Origin of the sequence: Listeria monocytogenes, from assembly GCF_900187225.1 — a bacterium.
GTDB lineage: Bacteria > Bacillota > Bacilli > Lactobacillales > Listeriaceae > Listeria > Listeria monocytogenes.
In genome coordinates this window covers 1,914,512-1,932,952 of sequence record NZ_LT906436.1, presented here as the reverse complement: position 1 = coordinate 1,932,952, position 18,441 = coordinate 1,914,512, and the positions used below count along the sequence as shown (strand labels likewise).

At 38.1% G+C, this 18,441-nt stretch carries 17 protein-coding genes, 1 other RNA gene and 1 riboswitch; of the genes, 16 read left to right on the top strand and 2 right to left on the bottom strand.

Going from position 1 to position 18,441, the window contains the following annotated elements; all coding sequences use genetic code 11:
• The first annotated feature begins 108 nt into the window (after window positions 1–108).
• The 10 genes from panB to CKV70_RS09755 all read left to right on the top strand — a co-directional run bounded on the left by panB (window position 109) and on the right by CKV70_RS09755 (window position 10,234).
• On the top strand, window positions 109–942 hold the full coding sequence (gene panB, locus CKV70_RS09800) for a 3-methyl-2-oxobutanoate hydroxymethyltransferase (RefSeq protein ID WP_003723012.1): 834 nt from the start codon (window positions 109–111) through the stop codon (window positions 940–942).
• A 3-nt stretch (window positions 943–945) separates the two neighbouring features.
• The gene (gene panC / locus CKV70_RS09795; RefSeq protein WP_003723011.1) at window positions 946–1,803 is read left to right on the top strand and encodes a pantoate--beta-alanine ligase; all 858 of its coding nucleotides are present in this window, start codon (window positions 946–948) and stop codon (window positions 1,801–1,803) included.
• A 3-nt stretch (window positions 1,804–1,806) separates the two neighbouring features.
• The gene (panD, locus tag CKV70_RS09790) at window positions 1,807–2,190 is read left to right on the top strand and encodes an aspartate 1-decarboxylase (RefSeq protein ID WP_003723010.1); all 384 of its coding nucleotides are present in this window, start codon (window positions 1,807–1,809) and stop codon (window positions 2,188–2,190) included.
• Between the two features lie 96 nt (window positions 2,191–2,286).
• Window positions 2,287–5,073, top strand: a complete 2,787-nt coding sequence (gene dinG, locus CKV70_RS09785) for an ATP-dependent DNA helicase DinG (protein ID WP_014600960.1) — start codon at window positions 2,287–2,289, stop codon at window positions 5,071–5,073.
• Window positions 5,074–5,117: 44 nt separating this feature from the next.
• Window positions 5,118–5,702 (top strand): cell wall elongation regulator TseB-like domain-containing protein, encoded by a 585-nt coding sequence (locus CKV70_RS09780; RefSeq protein ID WP_003723008.1) that lies wholly within the window; start codon window positions 5,118–5,120, stop codon window positions 5,700–5,702.
• Between the two features lie 22 nt (window positions 5,703–5,724).
• Window positions 5,725–6,906 carry a pyridoxal phosphate-dependent aminotransferase gene (locus tag CKV70_RS09775; RefSeq protein WP_003723007.1) on the top strand — a complete coding sequence of 394 codons (1,182 nt, stop codon included), beginning with the start codon at window positions 5,725–5,727 and terminating at the stop codon, window positions 6,904–6,906.
• A 13-nt stretch (window positions 6,907–6,919) separates the two neighbouring features.
• On the top strand, window positions 6,920–8,212 hold the full coding sequence (asnS, locus tag CKV70_RS09770) for an asparagine--tRNA ligase (protein ID WP_003723006.1): 1,293 nt from the start codon (window positions 6,920–6,922) through the stop codon (window positions 8,210–8,212).
• Between the two features lie 148 nt (window positions 8,213–8,360).
• The gene (locus CKV70_RS09765) at window positions 8,361–9,080 is read left to right on the top strand and encodes a DnaD domain-containing protein (RefSeq protein ID WP_003732058.1); all 720 of its coding nucleotides are present in this window, start codon (window positions 8,361–8,363) and stop codon (window positions 9,078–9,080) included.
• A gap of 10 nt (window positions 9,081–9,090) precedes the next feature.
• The gene (gene nth, locus CKV70_RS09760) at window positions 9,091–9,750 is read left to right on the top strand and encodes an endonuclease III (RefSeq protein WP_014600959.1); all 660 of its coding nucleotides are present in this window, start codon (window positions 9,091–9,093) and stop codon (window positions 9,748–9,750) included.
• Complete coding sequence (locus CKV70_RS09755) at window positions 9,743–10,234, top strand: YpoC family protein (protein WP_014930988.1); 492 nt, start codon at window positions 9,743–9,745, stop codon at window positions 10,232–10,234. Before nth ends, CKV70_RS09755 begins: the two co-directional genes overlap by 8 nt.
• 42 nt (window positions 10,235–10,276) lie before the next feature.
• Here CKV70_RS09755 and CKV70_RS09750 read toward each other — a convergent pair whose 3' ends face one another.
• Both CKV70_RS09750 and recU read right to left on the bottom strand, forming a co-directional pair.
• Window positions 10,277–12,760 carry a penicillin-binding protein 1A gene (locus tag CKV70_RS09750; RefSeq protein WP_003723002.1) on the bottom strand — a complete coding sequence of 828 codons (2,484 nt, stop codon included), beginning with the start codon at window positions 12,758–12,760 and terminating at the stop codon, window positions 10,277–10,279.
• Window positions 12,761–12,791: 31 nt separating this feature from the next.
• Window positions 12,792–13,397, bottom strand: coding sequence for a Holliday junction resolvase RecU (recU, locus tag CKV70_RS09745; protein WP_003723001.1), 606 nt, complete (start codon window positions 13,395–13,397; stop codon window positions 12,792–12,794).
• 246 nt (window positions 13,398–13,643) lie between these two features.
• On the opposite strand from recU, the gene CKV70_RS09740 reads away from it, so the two are divergent.
• The 6 genes from CKV70_RS09740 to CKV70_RS09715 all read left to right on the top strand — a co-directional run bounded on the left by CKV70_RS09740 (window position 13,644) and on the right by CKV70_RS09715 (window position 18,281).
• Window positions 13,644–14,009, top strand: coding sequence for a YppE family protein (locus tag CKV70_RS09740; protein WP_003723000.1), 366 nt, complete (start codon window positions 13,644–13,646; stop codon window positions 14,007–14,009).
• A complete protein-coding gene (locus CKV70_RS09735; RefSeq protein ID WP_003722999.1) occupies window positions 14,006–14,551 on the top strand; it encodes an SLOG family protein in 546 nt (181 codons plus the stop codon). The genes CKV70_RS09740 and CKV70_RS09735 overlap by 4 nt, the downstream gene beginning before the upstream one ends.
• Window positions 14,552–14,682: 131 nt before the next feature.
• Window positions 14,683–15,024, top strand: coding sequence for a cell division regulator GpsB (gene gpsB / locus CKV70_RS09730; protein WP_003722998.1), 342 nt, complete (start codon window positions 14,683–14,685; stop codon window positions 15,022–15,024).
• A 36-nt stretch (window positions 15,025–15,060) separates the two neighbouring features.
• Window positions 15,061–15,442: RNase P RNA component class B (gene rnpB / locus CKV70_RS09725), an RNA gene on the top strand.
• A gap of 162 nt (window positions 15,443–15,604) precedes the next feature.
• A complete protein-coding gene (locus tag CKV70_RS09720; protein WP_003732062.1) occupies window positions 15,605–16,753 on the top strand; it encodes a THUMP domain-containing class I SAM-dependent RNA methyltransferase in 1,149 nt (382 codons plus the stop codon).
• 19 nt (window positions 16,754–16,772) lie between these two features.
• Window positions 16,773–18,281: a carboxypeptidase M32 gene (locus CKV70_RS09715; protein WP_003730447.1), complete on the top strand. Its 1,509-nt coding sequence runs from the start codon at window positions 16,773–16,775 to the stop codon at window positions 18,279–18,281.
• A 45-nt stretch (window positions 18,282–18,326) separates the two neighbouring features.
• Window positions 18,327–18,427, top strand: a riboswitch (purine riboswitch).
• Window positions 18,428–18,441 lie beyond the last annotated feature (14 nt).

The window sequence follows — 18,441 nt, the reverse complement described above, 5'->3', positions numbered from 1 at the left end:
TAGCAATGAATGGATGATACCTTTACCGGATCATACTAACGCTACTAAAAAAATATGTTTTTTGCCTTGATTAAAGTAATTTAACAGGGACGAAAAGGAGCTAAGAAAATGAAAAGACCAGTAGACTTTTTTGCTATGAAGGAAAACGGAGAGAAAATCACGATGATCACCGCTTATGACTATCCTTCTGCTAAGAATGTAGAACAAGCAGAAGCAGATATGATTTTAGTCGGAGATTCACTCGGAATGGTAGTATTAGGCTACGATTCAACCGTACCAGTTACAATCGATGATATGATTCATCATACAAAAGCCGTTAAGCGAGGTGCCACAGACACATTTATTGTCACTGACATGCCGTTTATGACTTACCATGGTTCAGTGAATGAAACAATCCAAAATGCACGTAAAATTATTCAAGAAAGTGGCGCTCATGCAGTGAAATTAGAAGGAGCAGGAGAAGTCGTTAACAAAATTGCTCGTTTAACCGAAGCAGGTGCTCCAGTTGTCGCTCATCTTGGCTTAACACCCCAAAGTGTTGGTTTAACTGGAAGCTATAAAGTACGCGCTAAATCTGCCCAAGAAGCACAAGAGTTAATGGATAATGCATTAGCTGTAGAAGCAGCTGGAGCTATTGCAATCGTGCTTGAAGCAATACCTCGCCAATTAGCTGAAAAGGTAAGTAAAGCACTTTCAATTCCTACAATTGGTATTGGAGCAGGTTTAGAAACAGATGGACAAGTACTCGTTTACCACGATATTATCGGTTATGGAATCAGCCGCCGTGCAAAATTTGTAAAAGCTTATGCAGATATTGACGAGACAATCGAACCAGCACTCGCAAGCTATGTAAAAGAAGTGAAAGCCGAGACATTTCCAGAAGTGAAACATAGCTTTACAATGGCCGAAGAAGACTTAAAAGGCCTCTATGGAAGGGAATAGCAAATGTTAATCATTCGGAATAAACAAGAGCTTAAAGAAGTTATTTTAAAACAAAAACAAGCGAATAAAACAATTGGTTTCGTACCGACTATGGGCTTTTTACATGAAGGACATATGACTCTTGTCAGCCATGCGAGAAAAGAGTCAGATTTTGTTGTGATGAGTGTTTTCGTCAATCCCACTCAGTTTGGACCAAATGAAGACTTCGATGCCTATCCAAGAGATGAAGCACACGATGCGAAGCTTGCAGAAGAAGGTGGCGTGGATATTTTATTTGTACCCACAGTAGAAGAAATCTATCCAACAGAATTATCAACTAAATTACATGTGGACAAACGGGTATCTGTACTTGATGGTGCTGATCGTGAAGGTCATTTCGACGGAGTAGTAACGGTTTTAACGAAGCTGTTTCACTTAGTTAGCCCCGATAATGCTTACTTTGGTCAAAAAGATGCCCAACAAGTAGCCGTTGTTTCAGGTTTAGTAGAAGACTACTTTTTCCCTGTGAATTTACGAATCATTGCGACTGTTAGAGAAGCAGATGGACTTGCCAAAAGTTCACGAAATGTCTATCTAACAGAAAAAGAGCGAAAAGAAGCGCCAGTGATTCACGAAGCTTTACAACTAGGAAGAAAACTTATTGAATCTGGTGAAACAAATCAGGCGAAAATTGTTCAGATGATGACAGAAAAAATAAATGAGCAAACATCCCATGAGCTTATTGCTTACTTGGCTATCTACTCCTATCCTGAATTTACACCAGTAACTGACTGGTCTAAAGGGATAATTATTGCAGCGGCAGTAAAATATTCGAAAGCTCGTTTAATTGATAATGAATTAATAAATGTGAAGAGGCGGTAAAAAATGTTTAGAACAATGATGAATGGCAAAATTCACCGAGCGACTGTAACAGAAGCCAATCTGAATTATGTTGGAAGTATTACGATTGATTCTGCTATTTTAGAAGCGGTGGATATGCTTCCAAACGAAAAAGTTCAAATTGTAAATAATAATAACGGTGCTAGAATTGAAACCTATATTATCCCAGGTGAGCCGGGAAGCGGTGTGATTTGTCTAAACGGAGCTGCAGCTAGACACGTCCAAGTCGGCGATGTAGTAATTATTATGAGTTACGGAATGTTTACTGACGAAGAAGCGAAAACACATGAACCCAAAATAGTCGTTTTAGATGAAAAAAATCATATTGAAATGATTCTTCCAGAAGAAAAAGCACATACGACTTTATAATCAGTTCGGGGAGCTTGAGTGGATTTCTGCTCAAGCTACTCGTTTGTTTGAATCGTTATTTTTGAATAAAAGCGGTGAAGGAAAGAGGTGGAGCAGATGAAACAGAAACGCTATATAGTCGTCGATTTAGAAACAACAGGAAATCAAGCTTCACGAGAGGACCGGATTATCCAGTTCGCTGCTTGCTTTGTTGAATCAGGAAAACGTCTGGAAACATACACGACATTTTTAAATCCAGAAAAACCGATTCCTGCCTTTATTCAAGAATTAACGGGAATTTCTCCAAAAGATGTTAAAAATGCCCCACTGTTTGAAGATGTCGCACCGATTATCGCAAATTTATTAGAAGATACTATTTTTGTAGCACATAATGTATCGTTTGACTGGACGTTTTTAGAACGAGAAATGACACGTGCTGGAATTTCACTTGGCAAAATGAAAAAACTTGATACGGTGGAGTTAGCTAGAATTATGTATCCTGGCATTGATAGTTATAAATTACAAGATTTATCGGATGAATTTAATCTTGGGCATGATAAGCCTCACCGTGCGGATAGTGATGCGGAAGTGACAGCAGATTTACTACTTCTCCTCTTAGAAAAGCTAGAAAATTTACCATTACCTGTCATTCGTCAAATGACAACGATTTCTGGTAGCCTAAAAAGCTATTTACCAGAGCTCTTATTTGAAATTGAAATGCGCAAAGAGCGAGAAAACAAGCCACTTAATCCTAATTTTGTTGAACATCGCGGGATTGTTATTCGTAAAAAAGAAGTCGAAAAGCCAACTTACAGTAGGGCAGATTTACTTGAATTTCCTGAAACGGACGAAGCCAAAATGGCGCTATTCAAAAAAGCTGGAGCACCACTTTATGCAAGAAGTGGTCAATTTGAAATGATGAATCTGGTTTTCCAAGCGATGAAATCAGGAAAACATGCCTTGATTGAAGCGGGGACAGGGATTGGAAAATCGCTAGGTTACTTTTTGCCAGCTATTTACCAAGCAAAACAAGCCGAATTACCGGTAGTTATTAGTACATATACTAATTTGCTTCAAGCTCAATTGTTCGAAAAAGATGTACCACTTTTAACGAAATTAACTGGATTTAAAGTGAAAGCCAGTTTGCTAAAAGGGCGCGATCATTATTTGAATTTGTTTAAATTTGAGCAGTTGCTTCAAGAAGTTGATACACAATACGATGTGGTTGTTACGAAGCTTAAATTGCTCGTATGGCTGACGGAAACAACGACAGGTGATATTGATGAAGTGAACTTATCAAGTGGTGGGGAACTATTTTGGAATCGAATGAAGCACACGGGGTGGTTTTTATCTGAAAAGCATGACCCATGGCTCGCGCACGATTTCTATAAATTCAACATCAAACAAGCAAAAAATGCGGATTTAGTAATTGTCAATCACGCACTACTCTTAAATGATCATTTTTCGGGTAGAGAAACATTGCCCAAATATGCTTTTGCAGTAATTGATGAGGCGCATCATTTTGCGGATAGTGCTCGAATGCAAGGTAGCTTTGTTCTTTCTTATCGAAAATTAAAGTACTTTTTAAATCAGCTAGGCTCTTTAGAAAAATATTCCCTTCTCACAAGGCTTGCAATGGCTTTTCCAGAAGCAGACAGTTTATATGATTTAGATATTGCGGCGATGAAGTTAAGTGATGCGGTGGAAGAGCTTTTCGTCCTCCTGAAAATGCAGTTAAACTTCGCACGTAAAAATTTGCAAGAAGTTGTCTTAGTAGAAAATAGCGAAAAAGATGCTTGGAATGACAAGGTTTATTATGCAGCTGAGAAAGTACTTTATTTGTTAAAAGAGTCAGAGAAAAATATGGAAACATTGCTAGAGCAAGGAAAATTGGAGGAAAATGAACTAGGTGAAGCAGAGAGCGCCTTTTTGGAAGAAATGTATGCTTTTTTACTTGATTGGAAGAATATGGTAAAACAACTGGAGCAAATGCTGCATAAGAAGTCGCCTATTTTGACTATTTATTTACAAGCTGACAAAAACCATTCTATTTCTAGCATTCGTTTAAAAGCTGTGCTGATGGAAGTAGAGCCGACGCTTGGAAAAGAATTTTTTGCTAAAAAAGAGAGCGTCATCATGACTTCAGCAACTTTAACTGTAAAAGGAAAATTCGATTATTTACGAAAAAGTCTCGGTCTAGAAGAAGAACAAATTATGGAAAAACGCATTCCTTCACCGTTTGATTATAAAGAAAATGCACGGGTGATGATTCCAGATGATATGCCACCAATTAAAGATACGCCAATCGAGCGATACACAGCGGAACTAGCAAAATATATTCGGCACATAGCAGTGAAAACAAATGGACGTATGCTCGTTCTTTTCACCGCCTCCGATATGCTACAAAAAACGTATTATCACATGAAAAATGAGAAATCATTAGAAGAATACGTCGTTCTAGCTCAAGGAGTTTCAGCGGGAAGCGCCGCACGACTGACAAAGCAATTTCAAATGTTTGATAAGGCTATTTTGCTTGGTACGACCAGCTTTTGGGAAGGAATTGATATTCCAGGAGAAGACTTGTCTTGTCTAGTTATTGTGAGATTACCATTCGCGCCGATGGATGATCCTTATACAAAAGCACAAATATCCCTTCGCAAAGAACGCGGGGAAAATGCATTCCAAACCTATTCTCTGCCAGAAGCTGTACTGCGATTTAAGCAAGGTTTTGGTCGATTAATTAGAAGAGAATCCGACCGCGGAATCGTATTTGTCTTTGATAATCGAGTAGATACGACAAAATTTGGAAAAGCATTTTTGGAATCAATTCCAAGCGCACCAATTTTGAAAGGCAAACAGGCTGATTTATTAGAAGAAGTGAGTGAATTCTTTAAGGAAGGTTAAATTTTTCCTGATATGACTTCAAATCTTAAGCGGCTATTGCTATAATGTATCTATGCGAAAATGAAAATGCATATCGCCGGAGGAATTCCGGTAATTTAGAAATAGAAATGAGCGAGATTACTTTGCGAAATAGAAAACCTAAGCGTAAGATTGGCAAATGGATAGCGATTATTCTCGGCATAATTATTGTGCTTGTCGTAGCGGCTTTTCTGTACTTTAGATATGCAGAAAAACCAGTAACCAATGCAGAAACAGAAGCCTTAGACCGAATAAGTGGCCAAGTTGATTTAAAAACAACGGATCAATTTTATCTTTATAATGGTCCAAAAGAAGTGTATTACGTATTAACTGGTAAGAACAGTAAGAATAAGAATATCATTGTTTGGGTTCCAAAGAAAAAATCCGACAAAGTATATGTTAAATTCGCATCTGATGGGATTACAGAACAACAAGCACGCGATAAAGTCACAAAAGAAAAGAAACCAAAGAAAATTTTACATGTGAATTTAGGAATGGAAAAAGAAACGCCTATTTGGGAAGTTGCCTACTTAGATAAGAATGACAAGCTAAACTACTTTGACATTAACTTTGAAACAGGTGAATGGTACAGAGAGATTGAAAACTTGTAACTAAATTGGAGGAGGGAATAAAATGGACTTACCGTTATCAAAACGTGTCAAAGGAGTAGCCCCATCGCCTACACTTGCGATTACGGCTAAAGCAAAACAAATGAAACAAGAAGGAATTGATGTCATCGGTTTAGGTGCTGGGGAACCAGATTTCAATACGCCACAGAATATTATCGATGCAGCAATAGAGTCCATGAATAAAGGATTCACCAAATATACTCCTTCTAGTGGAATCATCGAGCTCAAACAAGCAATTGTCGACAAGCTCAAAAAAGATCAGTTCTTAAACTACGAAACAAACCAAATTTTCGTAGGAACAGGAGCTAAACATGTTCTCTACTCTGCGTTTCAAACGATTTTAGATCCAGGCGATGAAGTCATTATTCCAGTCCCGTATTGGGTAACTTATCCCGAACAAGTCAAATTAGCAGGTGGTATTCCTGTCTTTGTAGAAACTGGTTTTGACGCAGATTTTAAAATTTCAGCAGCAGATTTTGAAAAAGCTATTACGAAAAAAACAAAAGCAATCGTTTTAAATTCACCAAATAATCCTTCTGGTATGTGTTATACAAAAGAGGAGCTTATTGCTATTGGCGAAGTTGCTGAAAAACATCAAATTTATATTTTATCTGATGAAATATATGAAAAATTATACTATGGAAATAAAGCTGATTTAGTTTCTATTGCGAGTTTAAGTGACCGTTTATATGACTTAACCATTGTTATAAACGGTGTGTCTAAAGCATATTCGATGACGGGCTGGCGCATTGGTTACGCAGCCGCAAATAAAGAAATCATTGCTGGAATGAGTAAGTTAGCGGACCATTTAACAAGTAATCCGACAGCTAATGCCCAGTATGCTGCACTTGAAGCGTATGTAGGTAGTCAAGAAGTTCCAGAAAAAATGTACAAAGCTTTTGAAGAACGAATGGAACGCTTTTATCCAGAATTAAACAGTATTCCAGGATTTAAACCGAAAAAACCAGATGGCGCTTTTTATTTCTTTATTGAAGTAAAAGAAGCGGCACATAAAAAAGGTTTTCAGGATGTAGATGCTTTTGTAGCAGCTCTTTTAGAAGAAGCGAAAGTCGCAGTTATTCCAGGCTCAGGATTCGGAATGCCCGATTATATACGCCTTTCTTATGCAACAAATCCAGACTTATTCCAAGAAGCTATAAATCGAATCAAAAGTTTTATGAAATAGGGAGTGTAGACAAGTGAAAATTACAATCAATCAAGCATCCGAATTTGTCGGAAAAGAAGTAACTATTGGAGCATGGCTTGCGAATAAGCGTTCAAGTGGAAAAATTGCTTTCTTGCAATTACGTGATGGAACAGGATTTATGCAAGGAGTTGTCGTAAAAGCAGAAGTTGGCGATGATATTTTCGCAACTGCTAAAGCTTTAACGCAAGAAACAAGTTTGTATGTCACAGGTACAATTAACGAAGATACTCGTTCCCCATTTGGCTATGAAATGGCTGTATCTAGTGTGGAAGTAATTAGTGAATCACATGATTATCCAATTACACCGAAAGAGCATGGCACGGAATTTTTAATGGACCACCGTCATTTATGGCTACGTTCTAACCGTCAACATGCGATTATGAAAATACGTAACGAAATTATTCGCGCTAGCTATGAATTTTTCAATAAAGAAGGGTTCCTAAAAATCGATCCACCAATCTTGACTGGAAGTGCTCCAGAAGGAACAACCGAACTTTTCCATACGAAATATTTTGAAGAAGATGCTTTCCTTTCTCAAAGTGGGCAATTATACATGGAAGCTGCAGCAATGGCTTTCGGTAAAGTATTCTCATTCGGTCCAACTTTCCGTGCTGAGAAATCAAAAACACGCCGTCACTTAATTGAATTCTGGATGATTGAACCAGAAATGGCATTTTACAAATTAGAAGATAGCTTACAAGTACAAGAAAACTACGTGGCTTTCCTAGTAAAAGCAGTACTTGATAACTGTCGTTTAGAACTAGATCGTCTTGGTCGTGATGTGAGTCATTTAGAAAAAATGGTTGCACCGTTCCCACGTATTACTTATACAGAAGCAATTGAACGTTTACACGAATTAGGATTTGATGATATTGTTTGGGGAGACGACTTCGGGGCACCACATGAAACAGCGATTGCAGACAGCTTCGAAAAACCAGTTTTCATTACCCATTATCCAAAAGCAATTAAACCGTTTTATATGCCAGAAGATCCAGAAAACGATCAAGTTGTTTTATGTGCTGATATGATTGCTCCTGAAGGTTACGGAGAAATTATCGGTGGATCCGAACGTATTCATGATTTAGAAACGCTTCAAGCTAGAATGGAAGACTTCGACTTGGATCAAGAGGCTTATAGCTGGTATCTTGACTTAGCTCGTTATGGTTCTGTACCACATTCCGGTTTTGGACTTGGCTTAGAACGTACAGTTGCTTGGATTTCAGGCACAGAACATGTGCGTGAAACTATTCCATTCCCACGTTTACTAAACCGTTTATATCCGTAAGTTACAAAGTGAAGCCAACAAATGGCTTCACTTTTTTTGTGGACTTTAAATTGAAAATAATCTTTTCCAGTGGATTTCATGATTTTAGCAGTACTTTTATATTTTTCCCTCGAAAACCATGTTATAATTTTGTAGTGAGGTGTTAAATATGAATCCAAAAATTCTTGAAAAATGGATGGCTGAAGGGCAAGTAACATTGCCGCAAGTGCTAGTGAAAAACTATGCAACCATTGGCTTAAACGAAATAGAACTAGTGCTATTACTTCAAATTCAATCCTTTGCCGCAGAGGCAGAATTTTTCCCGTCGATGGAAATGTTAACCAATAGAACAACACTTCCACTCGAAGAAACAATTAAAACGATGGACTCACTCTTGAAAAAAGGTGTGATTGCTATCGAACAAAGCCAAGATAATTCACGAATGATTTCTGAACAATATAATTTGGCGCCACTTTGGGGTAAACTAGTCGCTTTATATGAAAACAAGGAAGCAGATAGTAAACATGAAAAAGAGTTAGAAAAACAAACCAATTTATATACTCTATTCGAAGCAGAGTTTGGAAGACCGCTTTCTCCAATGGAGGCAGAAATGTTATCCGCGTGGGTAGAGCAAGATAGAACGAGCCCGGATTTAATCAAAGAAGCATTAAAAGAAGCTGTTATTTCGCAAAAATTAAATTTCCGATATATTGATAGAATTCTGCTTAACTGGTCAAAACAAGGTGTTAAGACAACAGAAGATGCCAAGCGTGTAGCGGAAGAATTTCATCAAAATGGGCGCACAAGCCAAACAATTAACCAAACGGAAGTGAAAAAAAGCGCAGGTTCGATTCCTCTATACGACTGGCTTGAAAAAAGAAAAGGGTGAGGTACAGAAATTGTTATCGAATAAACAAACCGTATTATGCATAGAAGAAATGGCAAAAATGTTTCCAGCAGCACACTGTGAGCTAGTTCATAAAAATACGTTTGAATTACTGGTGGCTGTTGTATTATCCGCGCAATGTACAGATGTGTTAGTAAATCGCGTGACGGCCTCGCTTTTTGAAAAATACCACTCACCAGAAGATTATTTGGCTGTTCCACTGGAAGAATTGATGGAGGATATTCGCTCCATTGGCTTATATCGTAATAAAGCAAAAAATATTCAAGGATTATCCGAGAAAATTCTAACCGAATTTAATGGGGAAGTACCAAAGACGCATGCGGAACTTGAGAGCCTTCCAGGTGTAGGTAGAAAAACGGCCAATGTTGTTTTATCAGTTGGCTTTGGTGTTCCAGCAATCGCAGTAGATACACATGTCGAACGAATTAGTAAACGCTTAGGGATTTGTAGATGGAAAGATTCTGTTGTAGAAGTGGAAGAAACGTTAGAAAGAAAACTACCAAAAGAGCTCTGGTCTGATGCGCATCATTATATGATTTTCTTTGGAAGATATCATTGTAAAGCTAGAAACCCAGAATGCCCGACCTGTCCTTTGCTTTATTTATGTAGAGAAGGAAAAAAACAAGCGAAAGTGAGGGGATTCGATGGCTGAATTTAAATATGCAGTAGAATTAACACATCCTGATTTCCCAGCACCGGATGTTATTTTAGAAGAATATGATCCAGAATCAATTTATGTTAGTGGCCTACCTTTTTGGCAAGAACAACAGTTTTTTACCAAAGGTGGTGGAGTTATTCCTTGGAAAAATGAAACAGAGCGAGCTTGTCGCAAATTGGCGAAACATATGACCAATTTGGTAGAAAGTATGGAAGCTGATTTGAAAGTGCATAAAAAGCCTTCTCCTGTAACTGTTAGAGATGCGCTCGGTATTTTTTTATCCATTTTATTTTGGAGTAATCACAGGCCGGTACAGCTAGATAATTTGATGGACCAAATTAAAACGTTGGAGACAAAACCGCTCAATTTAGACGAGCGGCTAGAATACGTATTAAAGCGAGGTAATACGTATTTAGGTTTTCGACAATTAAATGAATTAATGTTAGAACAACGTAAATTGATTGCGAAAAGATCATAAAAAAGAGCGGAAGATATTTAAACATCTTCCGCTCTTTTTGTATTAACTATCTGGAATTTTAACAGTGGTAGAGGAGGCTGGGCTTCGCTTACCATCTTTAACGGCGACGACATTAATGGAAACTGTGTCTCCAGGATTACCGCCACTTACAGAAACGGAGGTAGAAGATACTGTAGTAGTGGAACCATTGACTGTTACTTCATAGGTTGCTCCTTCTACTGCAGACCAAGAAACATTAATTTGCTTAGAGCCAGCGTTATAACTTGCTCTCAAGCCGGCAGGGGCAGTAAGATTTTTGGCTTCTTCTTCAGCCTTTTTCTTTGCTTCCTCTTCCGCTTTCTTCTTAGCTTCTTCTTCTTTTTTCTTCTCTTCATCTGTTTTCTTTTTATCTTCTTCCGCTTTTTTCTTCTTCGCAGCTTCTTCTGCTTTTTTCTTCTCGTCTTCTGGAGTAGAAGCAGTTTTTGTTGGAGCGGTTCCGGATAAGAATAATTCGTAACTTACTTTATCGCTTGAAGTGCCTTGTGCAGCACGGGCGATTGGGTTGCTTCCTTTTAGAATTGGGACGGAAACAACATTGCTAGGCATTTTGAAATCTGCAGTAGTTTTACCAGCAGATGCATGTGCCATTAATTTACTAAACATCCGCTGCGCAATTTTTTGTTCACTTGCAGATACATATTTTTTCTTGTCATCATAGCCGGTCCATACAGCAATAGAATAATTGGTTGTATAACCAGCGAACCATGAGTCACGGGCAGCACCACTAGGGTAGTAGTACTTCGAAGTGAATTCAGGTGGGATATTCGTTGTACCTGTTTTACCAGCAGCAGGGACGCCTGGTACGGCTGCTGATGTACCTGTTCCGATAGAAAGAACATCTTTTAGAACATCTGAAACCATATAAGCAGTTGATTCTTTCATAGCAACAGTACTTTGTGGTTCTGTGTCAATTTCTGTTTGTCCATCTGATAAAACGATTTTTGTAACAGTGTGTGGCTTGTTGTAGATTCCTTTGTTACCGAATGCAGCATAGGCACCAGCCATTTGCATTGGGTTGGAACTGTTTGCTCCGATAGCATTGGATTCTACGTTTTGTCCTTCATCATAGGTGATACCAAGTTTATTAACAAATTCCTCGGATTTATCTAGCCCGACAGCTTGAAGTGTTTTTAGGGCTGGAATATTACGCGATTGATAAAGTGCTTGTCTTACTGAAATTGGCCCTTTGTAACCGAAATCCCAGTTGTTAATAGGGGTTCCACCAGAATACGTATATGGTTCATCCTCTAAAATATGGGCAGTCGACCAATCCAAATATTCAAAAGCAGGACCATAATCGGCAATTGGTTTCATAGTAGACCCAACAGAACGTTTTACTTGGGTTGCATAGTTATAGCCCCGAGTTACTTTTTGTTTACGTCCGCCTCCGATTGCTTGGACACGTCCAGTTTTTGTATCTTGCAGAACAATACCGGCTTGCATTTCATCATCAGTGAAGTTAACAATTTCGTTCGTATTGAGCATTTTCTCCGTGTACTCTTGGGCATCACGGTCAAGAGCTGTATGAATGGTTAAGCCATCACGATAAACATCATATTCTTTTGGGATTTCACTTAACACTTGTGTTACGTAAGAATCGTATTTGTAAATTTTATCTTCACGGTCTTTTTTCGAGCGAAGTCCTGTAGTGATAGGTGTTTTTTGAGCTTCGGTCATTTCTTCTTTTGTGATTTTATCGTGTGTATACATGTTTGTTAAAACTTGATCACGACGTTTTTTTGCTGCTTCTGGGTGTTCATAAGGATTGTAGTTATTCGGACTTTGTGGCATACCTGCAAGTAAGGCTGTTTGAGCTAACGTAAGGTCTTTCACATTTTTACCGAAATAATGTTCGGAAGCTGTTTGCATGCCGTGAACACGGTCTGACATATAGACTTTATTAACATAAATTTCTAAGATGTCATTCTTGCTATATTTTTCTTCTAATTGAAGAGCTAACCATGCTTCTTGAGCTTTTCTTGCGAGTGTTTTGTTTGTGTAATCAAGGTAGGACATTTTGATGATTTGTTGCGAAAGGGTACTTGCACCTTCTGCACCAAAACCGTCTGTCAAATTGGCAATTACTGCTCCACCAAGTCGAATTGGGTCAATGCCATCATGTTCATAAAAACGCGCATCTTCCGTTGTTAGAATTGCATTTTTTAGTGTTTCAGGTATATCTTTGTATTCAATATATTCCCGCCGTTCGGTTCCAACTTCTGCGAAAACTTTTCCATCTTTATCAAGTAACTTAGATGAAAGCGGATCTCGTAGCTTGGAGTCGGTCAGTTTTGGTGCGTCTTTTGCGTAATCGTAAAAGACAGTTGCACCAGCCGCAATACCAAAGAAAGCTAAAAATAATCCCACAAAGAAAATAGTTTTGAAAATATTCGCTGCTACTCGTTTTCCTCGTTTTTGGGATTTCTTTTTAGAACCACCACTTTGTTTATTGCGATACTGAGATCTTGTCTGCGGTTTATCTGCCATTAAAAATCTCTCTCCTTTAAAAAAGGTTTGACTAGAAGTATAATTTGTCTATGGATTGCAAGAAGTCAAGCCTTGGATTTAGACCATAAGGAATTTGGTCTGATACATCTTGTATTTCTGCTATAGTAACTGATTTTCTTCCACCACTTTGCATACGTTCCCAAAACGGATAAAATTTCTCAAAGGGAATGAAATGAGTTTCTCCGAGTTTTTGGAAAGCAATAATGACAAAAACAATACCATCTTGTTTTAAGACGTTTGCCATGTGTGTCATTTGGTGATCGTGAAAATTACTCAACGGAAAAGAAGTTGTATTTTGTGTTTCTTTTGCTTCAAAATCAACGTACTTTCCTTTATACACACCATTATAATCTGTTGTTGATGGTGTTTTGAAGTAGGCTTCCTTAATTTTGGCACTACTTCTTTTTGGGTAGTCCACACTGACAATTTGGACAGGGGTAGGTTTTTTGTGAATGACTGCTATTTCGTGAGTTAAATAATACGCAATCGTATCATTTAGGTCATCTTCCAAAGACATACCACGCTTACCATAAGTTACAGGAGCTTTCCGTTTTTGTTGAGGAAGAACCTCATGACTCGCTGCATACTTCTTGCCGTTAGGGTAACCAATAGCCATTTTTTTCACCTCTATCAGAAAATTTCTATTCTGAATTTTAGACTATCATCTATTATAACAAATAAAAATGAAAATGATAGTATCAATTAAATGCAAAATAGCTCTTTTCGGCATGAAACTACCTCATAAATAGAACGTACCTTCGTCTATTTTACCATATTTTAGCTAATAATCTAATTTTAGGCAAGATTTTGCGTCCTATGCTATGCTTGAAGTATCTGAAAATGTGAAGAAAAGAGTGATAGAATGGAACTTTTAAACCGTACGGAAAAATTGCTTCTTCAAAACGAAAAAAATTGGGAATTATATTTAAGTAACCGTGAAGAAGCAAAACCGTTTGATTTTTATAAAGATATGAAACCTTTCGTTGATGAAGCAAAAAATAGCGCGGATGCATTTTTAGAATTAGCTATTCCGTGGGTAAACAAAGAGCGTCCTCCTTATTTAGGAGAACTACAATTAAGACAAGCTTGTGATAATGTTCAAATGACAGCAGTAAGTGCATTTAATGGAAAGTCTTTTTATAAACACTTCCTAGACCATTACCAATCTACCAAGTATACACTAACAAGAGTGAGAGATTTCTTAAAAAGAAAAGAGGAATTAATGTGAAATCCATCGCAGTGACGGGGTATAAAAATTTTGAACTTGGAATTTTTAAAAAGGATGCAGATGAAGCGGTTTATATAAAAGAAACAATTAAACGGCATTTGCTTCCACTCGTGGAAGATGGGCTTGAATGGGTGATTATTTCTGGTCAGCTAGGGATTGAACTTTGGGCTGGCGATGTGGTTGCAGAATTAAAAGCAGACTATCCGATTAAACTAGCAATCCTTGAACCATTTGAAAAGCAAAGTGCTAACTGGAATGAAGCGAACCAATTATGGGCGAGCGAAGTACTAGAAAAAGCCGACTACCATGCTTTTATTACGAAGCGTCCTTATGAAAGTCCAGCGCAATTTGCAGCAAGAGATGGCTTTATTATTGATAATACAGACGGCGCGTTACTTGTATATGATTTAGAAAAAGAAGGTTCGCCGAAATTTTTTTATGACCGAGCGACTCAAGCAAAAGAACAGTCTAATTATTATATAGACTGCATTGATTTTTATGCACTCCAAGAAGTTGTAGAGGACATGAATCAAACCTTTTAATATAGAAGTAAACAGTTATTTTCATAAAAAACACTCGAATAGATTGACAAATGGTGTGAGATTTGAAAAAATAAGGGTAAGTATATGATTAGAACAAAAATACGTAAGAATAGAGATAGAGGTGGAGTTATATGACTTCGGAACAATTTGAGTATCACTTAACAGGCAAAGAAATTTTGGAAAAAGAATTTAAAACTGGGCTTCGTGGTTATAGTCCTGAAGATGTTGATGAGTTTTTAGACATGGTTATTAAAGATTACAGTACATTTACTCAAGAAATCGAAGCGCTTCAAGCTGAAAATATTCGACTTGTACAAGAGCTTGATAATGCACCGCTTAGAACTTCAACACAACCAGCTCCAACTTTCCAAGCAGCGGCACAACCTGCTGGAACAACCAACTTTGATATTCTAAAGCGTCTTTCTAATTTAGAAAAACATGTTTTTGGAAATAAGCTGGACGATAACGAATAGGTATGCTAGTATAAGTAAGTTAAGAATAAATGAATAACGTTCGGATAATCGCTGTTTTCTTTTGAAAGCAGAGGAAAGTCCATGCTCGCACGGTGCTGTGATGCCCGTAGTGATCGTGCCTGGTCAAACAATAAGCCAGGGCATTCCGGTTTTCCGGTTTGACGGCAGGTGAATGACCTAAGTCTTCGGATATGGTCTTATAACCTTGAAGGTGCCACAGTGACGAAGTTCCGGCAGAAATGCTCGGAAGTGGAACGAGGTAAACCCCACGAGCGAGAAACTCAAACTTATGGTAGGGGCACTTTTCCCGAGGAATCAAGAACAAGGGACGAGGCGCAAATGTATTTTTGCGCAGATAGATGGTTATCTCTTTACTATTACCCTGTACGTAGTAAAGAACAGAACATGGCTTACAGAGCGTTATTTACAGGATTTAATTTAACATTGAAGGCTGTTTTAGAAGGCCGGAGCGCAAGTTTTAAGGTGGGTGTTCGACCTGGTTGAATGCCTATTTAAAACAAACCTCCCCCTCTTAAAACAGCTTTTTTTCATTAGAAATTTAATTAAAGGATGGGACACAATGAAAACATTTCAGTTGGTGGCAACGGCTGCTTCGGGTTTAGAGGCAATTGTTGGGAAAGAAGTAGCGCGCTTAGGCTATGACCCAAAAGTAGAAAACGGTAAAGTATATTTTGAAGGAGATTTATCTGCAATTGCTAGAGCCAATCTATGGCTTCGTGTAGCTGACCGGGTGAAAATTGTGGTTGGCGTTTTTAAAGCAACCACATTTGATGAACTGTTTGAAAAGACGAAAGCTCTACCTTGGGAAGATTATTTGCCGCTAGATGCACAGTTTCCTGTGGCTGGAAAATCAGTTAAGTCAACACTTTATAGTGTGCCTGACTGTCAAGCAATTGTGAAAAAAGCCATCGTTAATCGTGTCAGTGAAAAATATCGTCGTTCTGGTCGTTTGATGGAAACAGGCGCGTTATTTAAGTTAGAAGTTTCTATTTTAAAAGATGAAGTGACGCTAACAATTGATACTAGTGGCGCGGGATTACATAAACGTGGTTACCGTTTAGCACAAGGTAGTGCGCCAATCAAAGAAACAATGGCGGCGGCACTTGTATTACTTACGAGTTGGCATCCGGATAGACCGTTTTATGACCCTGTATGTGGTTCTGGGACGATTCCAATTGAGGCAGCACTAATTGGACAAAATATTGCGCCAGGTTTCAATCGTGAATTCGTATCAGAAACATGGGACTGGATGCCGAAGCAAATTTGGGCAGATGCGAGACAAGAAGCCGAAGATTTAGCTAACTATGATCAACCGCTAAACATTATTGGTGGCGATATTGATGCTCGTTTAATTGAAATTGCGAAACAAAATGCTGTCGAAGCTGGTCTTGGGGACTTAATTACCTTTAGACAACTACAAGTAGCTGATTTCCAAACAGAAGATGAGTACGGGGTTGTTGTCGCGAATCCACCGTACGGGGAACGTTTAGAAGACGAGGAAGCAGTGCGCCAACTATACCGCGAAATGGGTATTGTTTACAAACGTATGCCGACATGGTCTGTGTATGTGCTGACTTCTTATGAACTTTTTGAAGAAGTTTATGGTAAAAAAGCGACGAAAAAACGGAAATTATATAATGGTTACTTGCGCACAGATTTATATCAATATTGGGGTCCAAGAAAACCACGTCCTAAAAAAGAAGATTGATTGAATGGAGGAGTTAAGTTTGGTAGAAACATTAGAAGAGGAATTTTTAGCGTATATTAAAAAGATGGAAGCTCTAGAAGAAGCACTCGCATTAGTTTACTGGGATCTTCGTACAGGCGCGCCGGCAAAAGGGATGGAAGGCCGTTCGGATGTTATTGGCGTTCTTTCTGAAGAGATTTTCAATATGCAAACGTCAGAAGAAATGGCTGCTTTTATTGCTGGACTTAATCAAGATAAAGAAAATCTATCCGAAATCACTCGTAAAACTTTAGAAGAATCTCAAAAAACATATGATTTAAATAAAAAAATCCCAAGTAAAGAATATGCAGAGTATACAAAGCTGGTAGCGCAAGCGGAAACCGCATGGACAACAGCACGCGAACAAAATGATTTTGCAGCATTTGAACCATTCCTAACAAAAATTCTAGAAATGAAGCGTAAATTCGTTGAGTATTGGGGTTATGAAGAAAATAAATATGACACATTACTTGATCAATATGAGCCTGGCGTAACCGTTTCTGTGCTTGATTCCGTGTTTGAAAAAGTACGTGACGGCATTATGGCGATTCGTGAAAAAATCGAAAACGAAGGTGTGAAGCCAGATGCGACGATATTAAACACGAAAATATCCGAAGCAAAACAAAAAGAATTTAGTATTCGCATTTTGAATAAGATGGGCTTTGATTTTGAAGCAGGACGTTTAGATGAAACGGTTCATCCGTTTGCAACAGGCTTAAATACAGGTGATGTTCGTATTACGACACGCTATAACGAAAATGATTTTAAAATGGCTGTTTTTGGAACGATTCATGAAGGCGGTCATGCGATTTATGAACAAAATTTTGACGCAGCACTTGTAGGTACTCCGCTTGCCAATGGGGCTTCCATGGGGATTCATGAGTCGCAATCATTATTCTATGAAATTATTATCGGCTCTAGTTTAGCATTTTGGAAAAGTAATTATGCTGACTTCCAAGCGATTACAAAACCTGCTTTTGATCAGGTGAAGCTGGAAGATTTCTACCGTGCTGTGAATATCTCTGAAAGTTCGCTGATTCGAATTGAAGCTGATACATTAACTTACCCGCTACATATTATGATTCGTTATGAACTAGAAAAAGCGCTTATTAACGGTGAATTAGAAGTGAAAGATTTACCGAAAGCATGGGGCGACAAGTACGAAGAATATCTAGGTATTCGTCCAGATAATGATACAAATGGTGTTCTGCAAGATATTCACTGGGCTGGTGGCGATTTTGGTTACTTCCCATCCTACGCACTTGGCTTAATGTACGCAGCACAGTTCTTTAACCAAATGCAAAAAGAAATTCCGAATATCGATGCGATTATTGCAAGTGATGATTATTCGGAACTCAAAATATGGTTGACTGAACATGTGCATAAATTTGGTAAAACAAAGAAACCTTTAGAAATTTTAACAGATACAACGGGAGAGGGCTTGAATCCAACGTATTTGCTAGATTTACTAGAAAAAAGATACGCTTATGTTTACCAATTCAATAAGTAAAAAATTAGCTTGACCCTGCTCCTTTAGAAAGCTATAATAAACAACATAACTTAAAACCGAAATACTTATATAATAGTTGCGATTGGGCGACGAGTTTCTACCTGGTTACCGTAAATAACCGGACTATGAGTAGTTTGTATAAAGAAGTCACTCCGAAAAT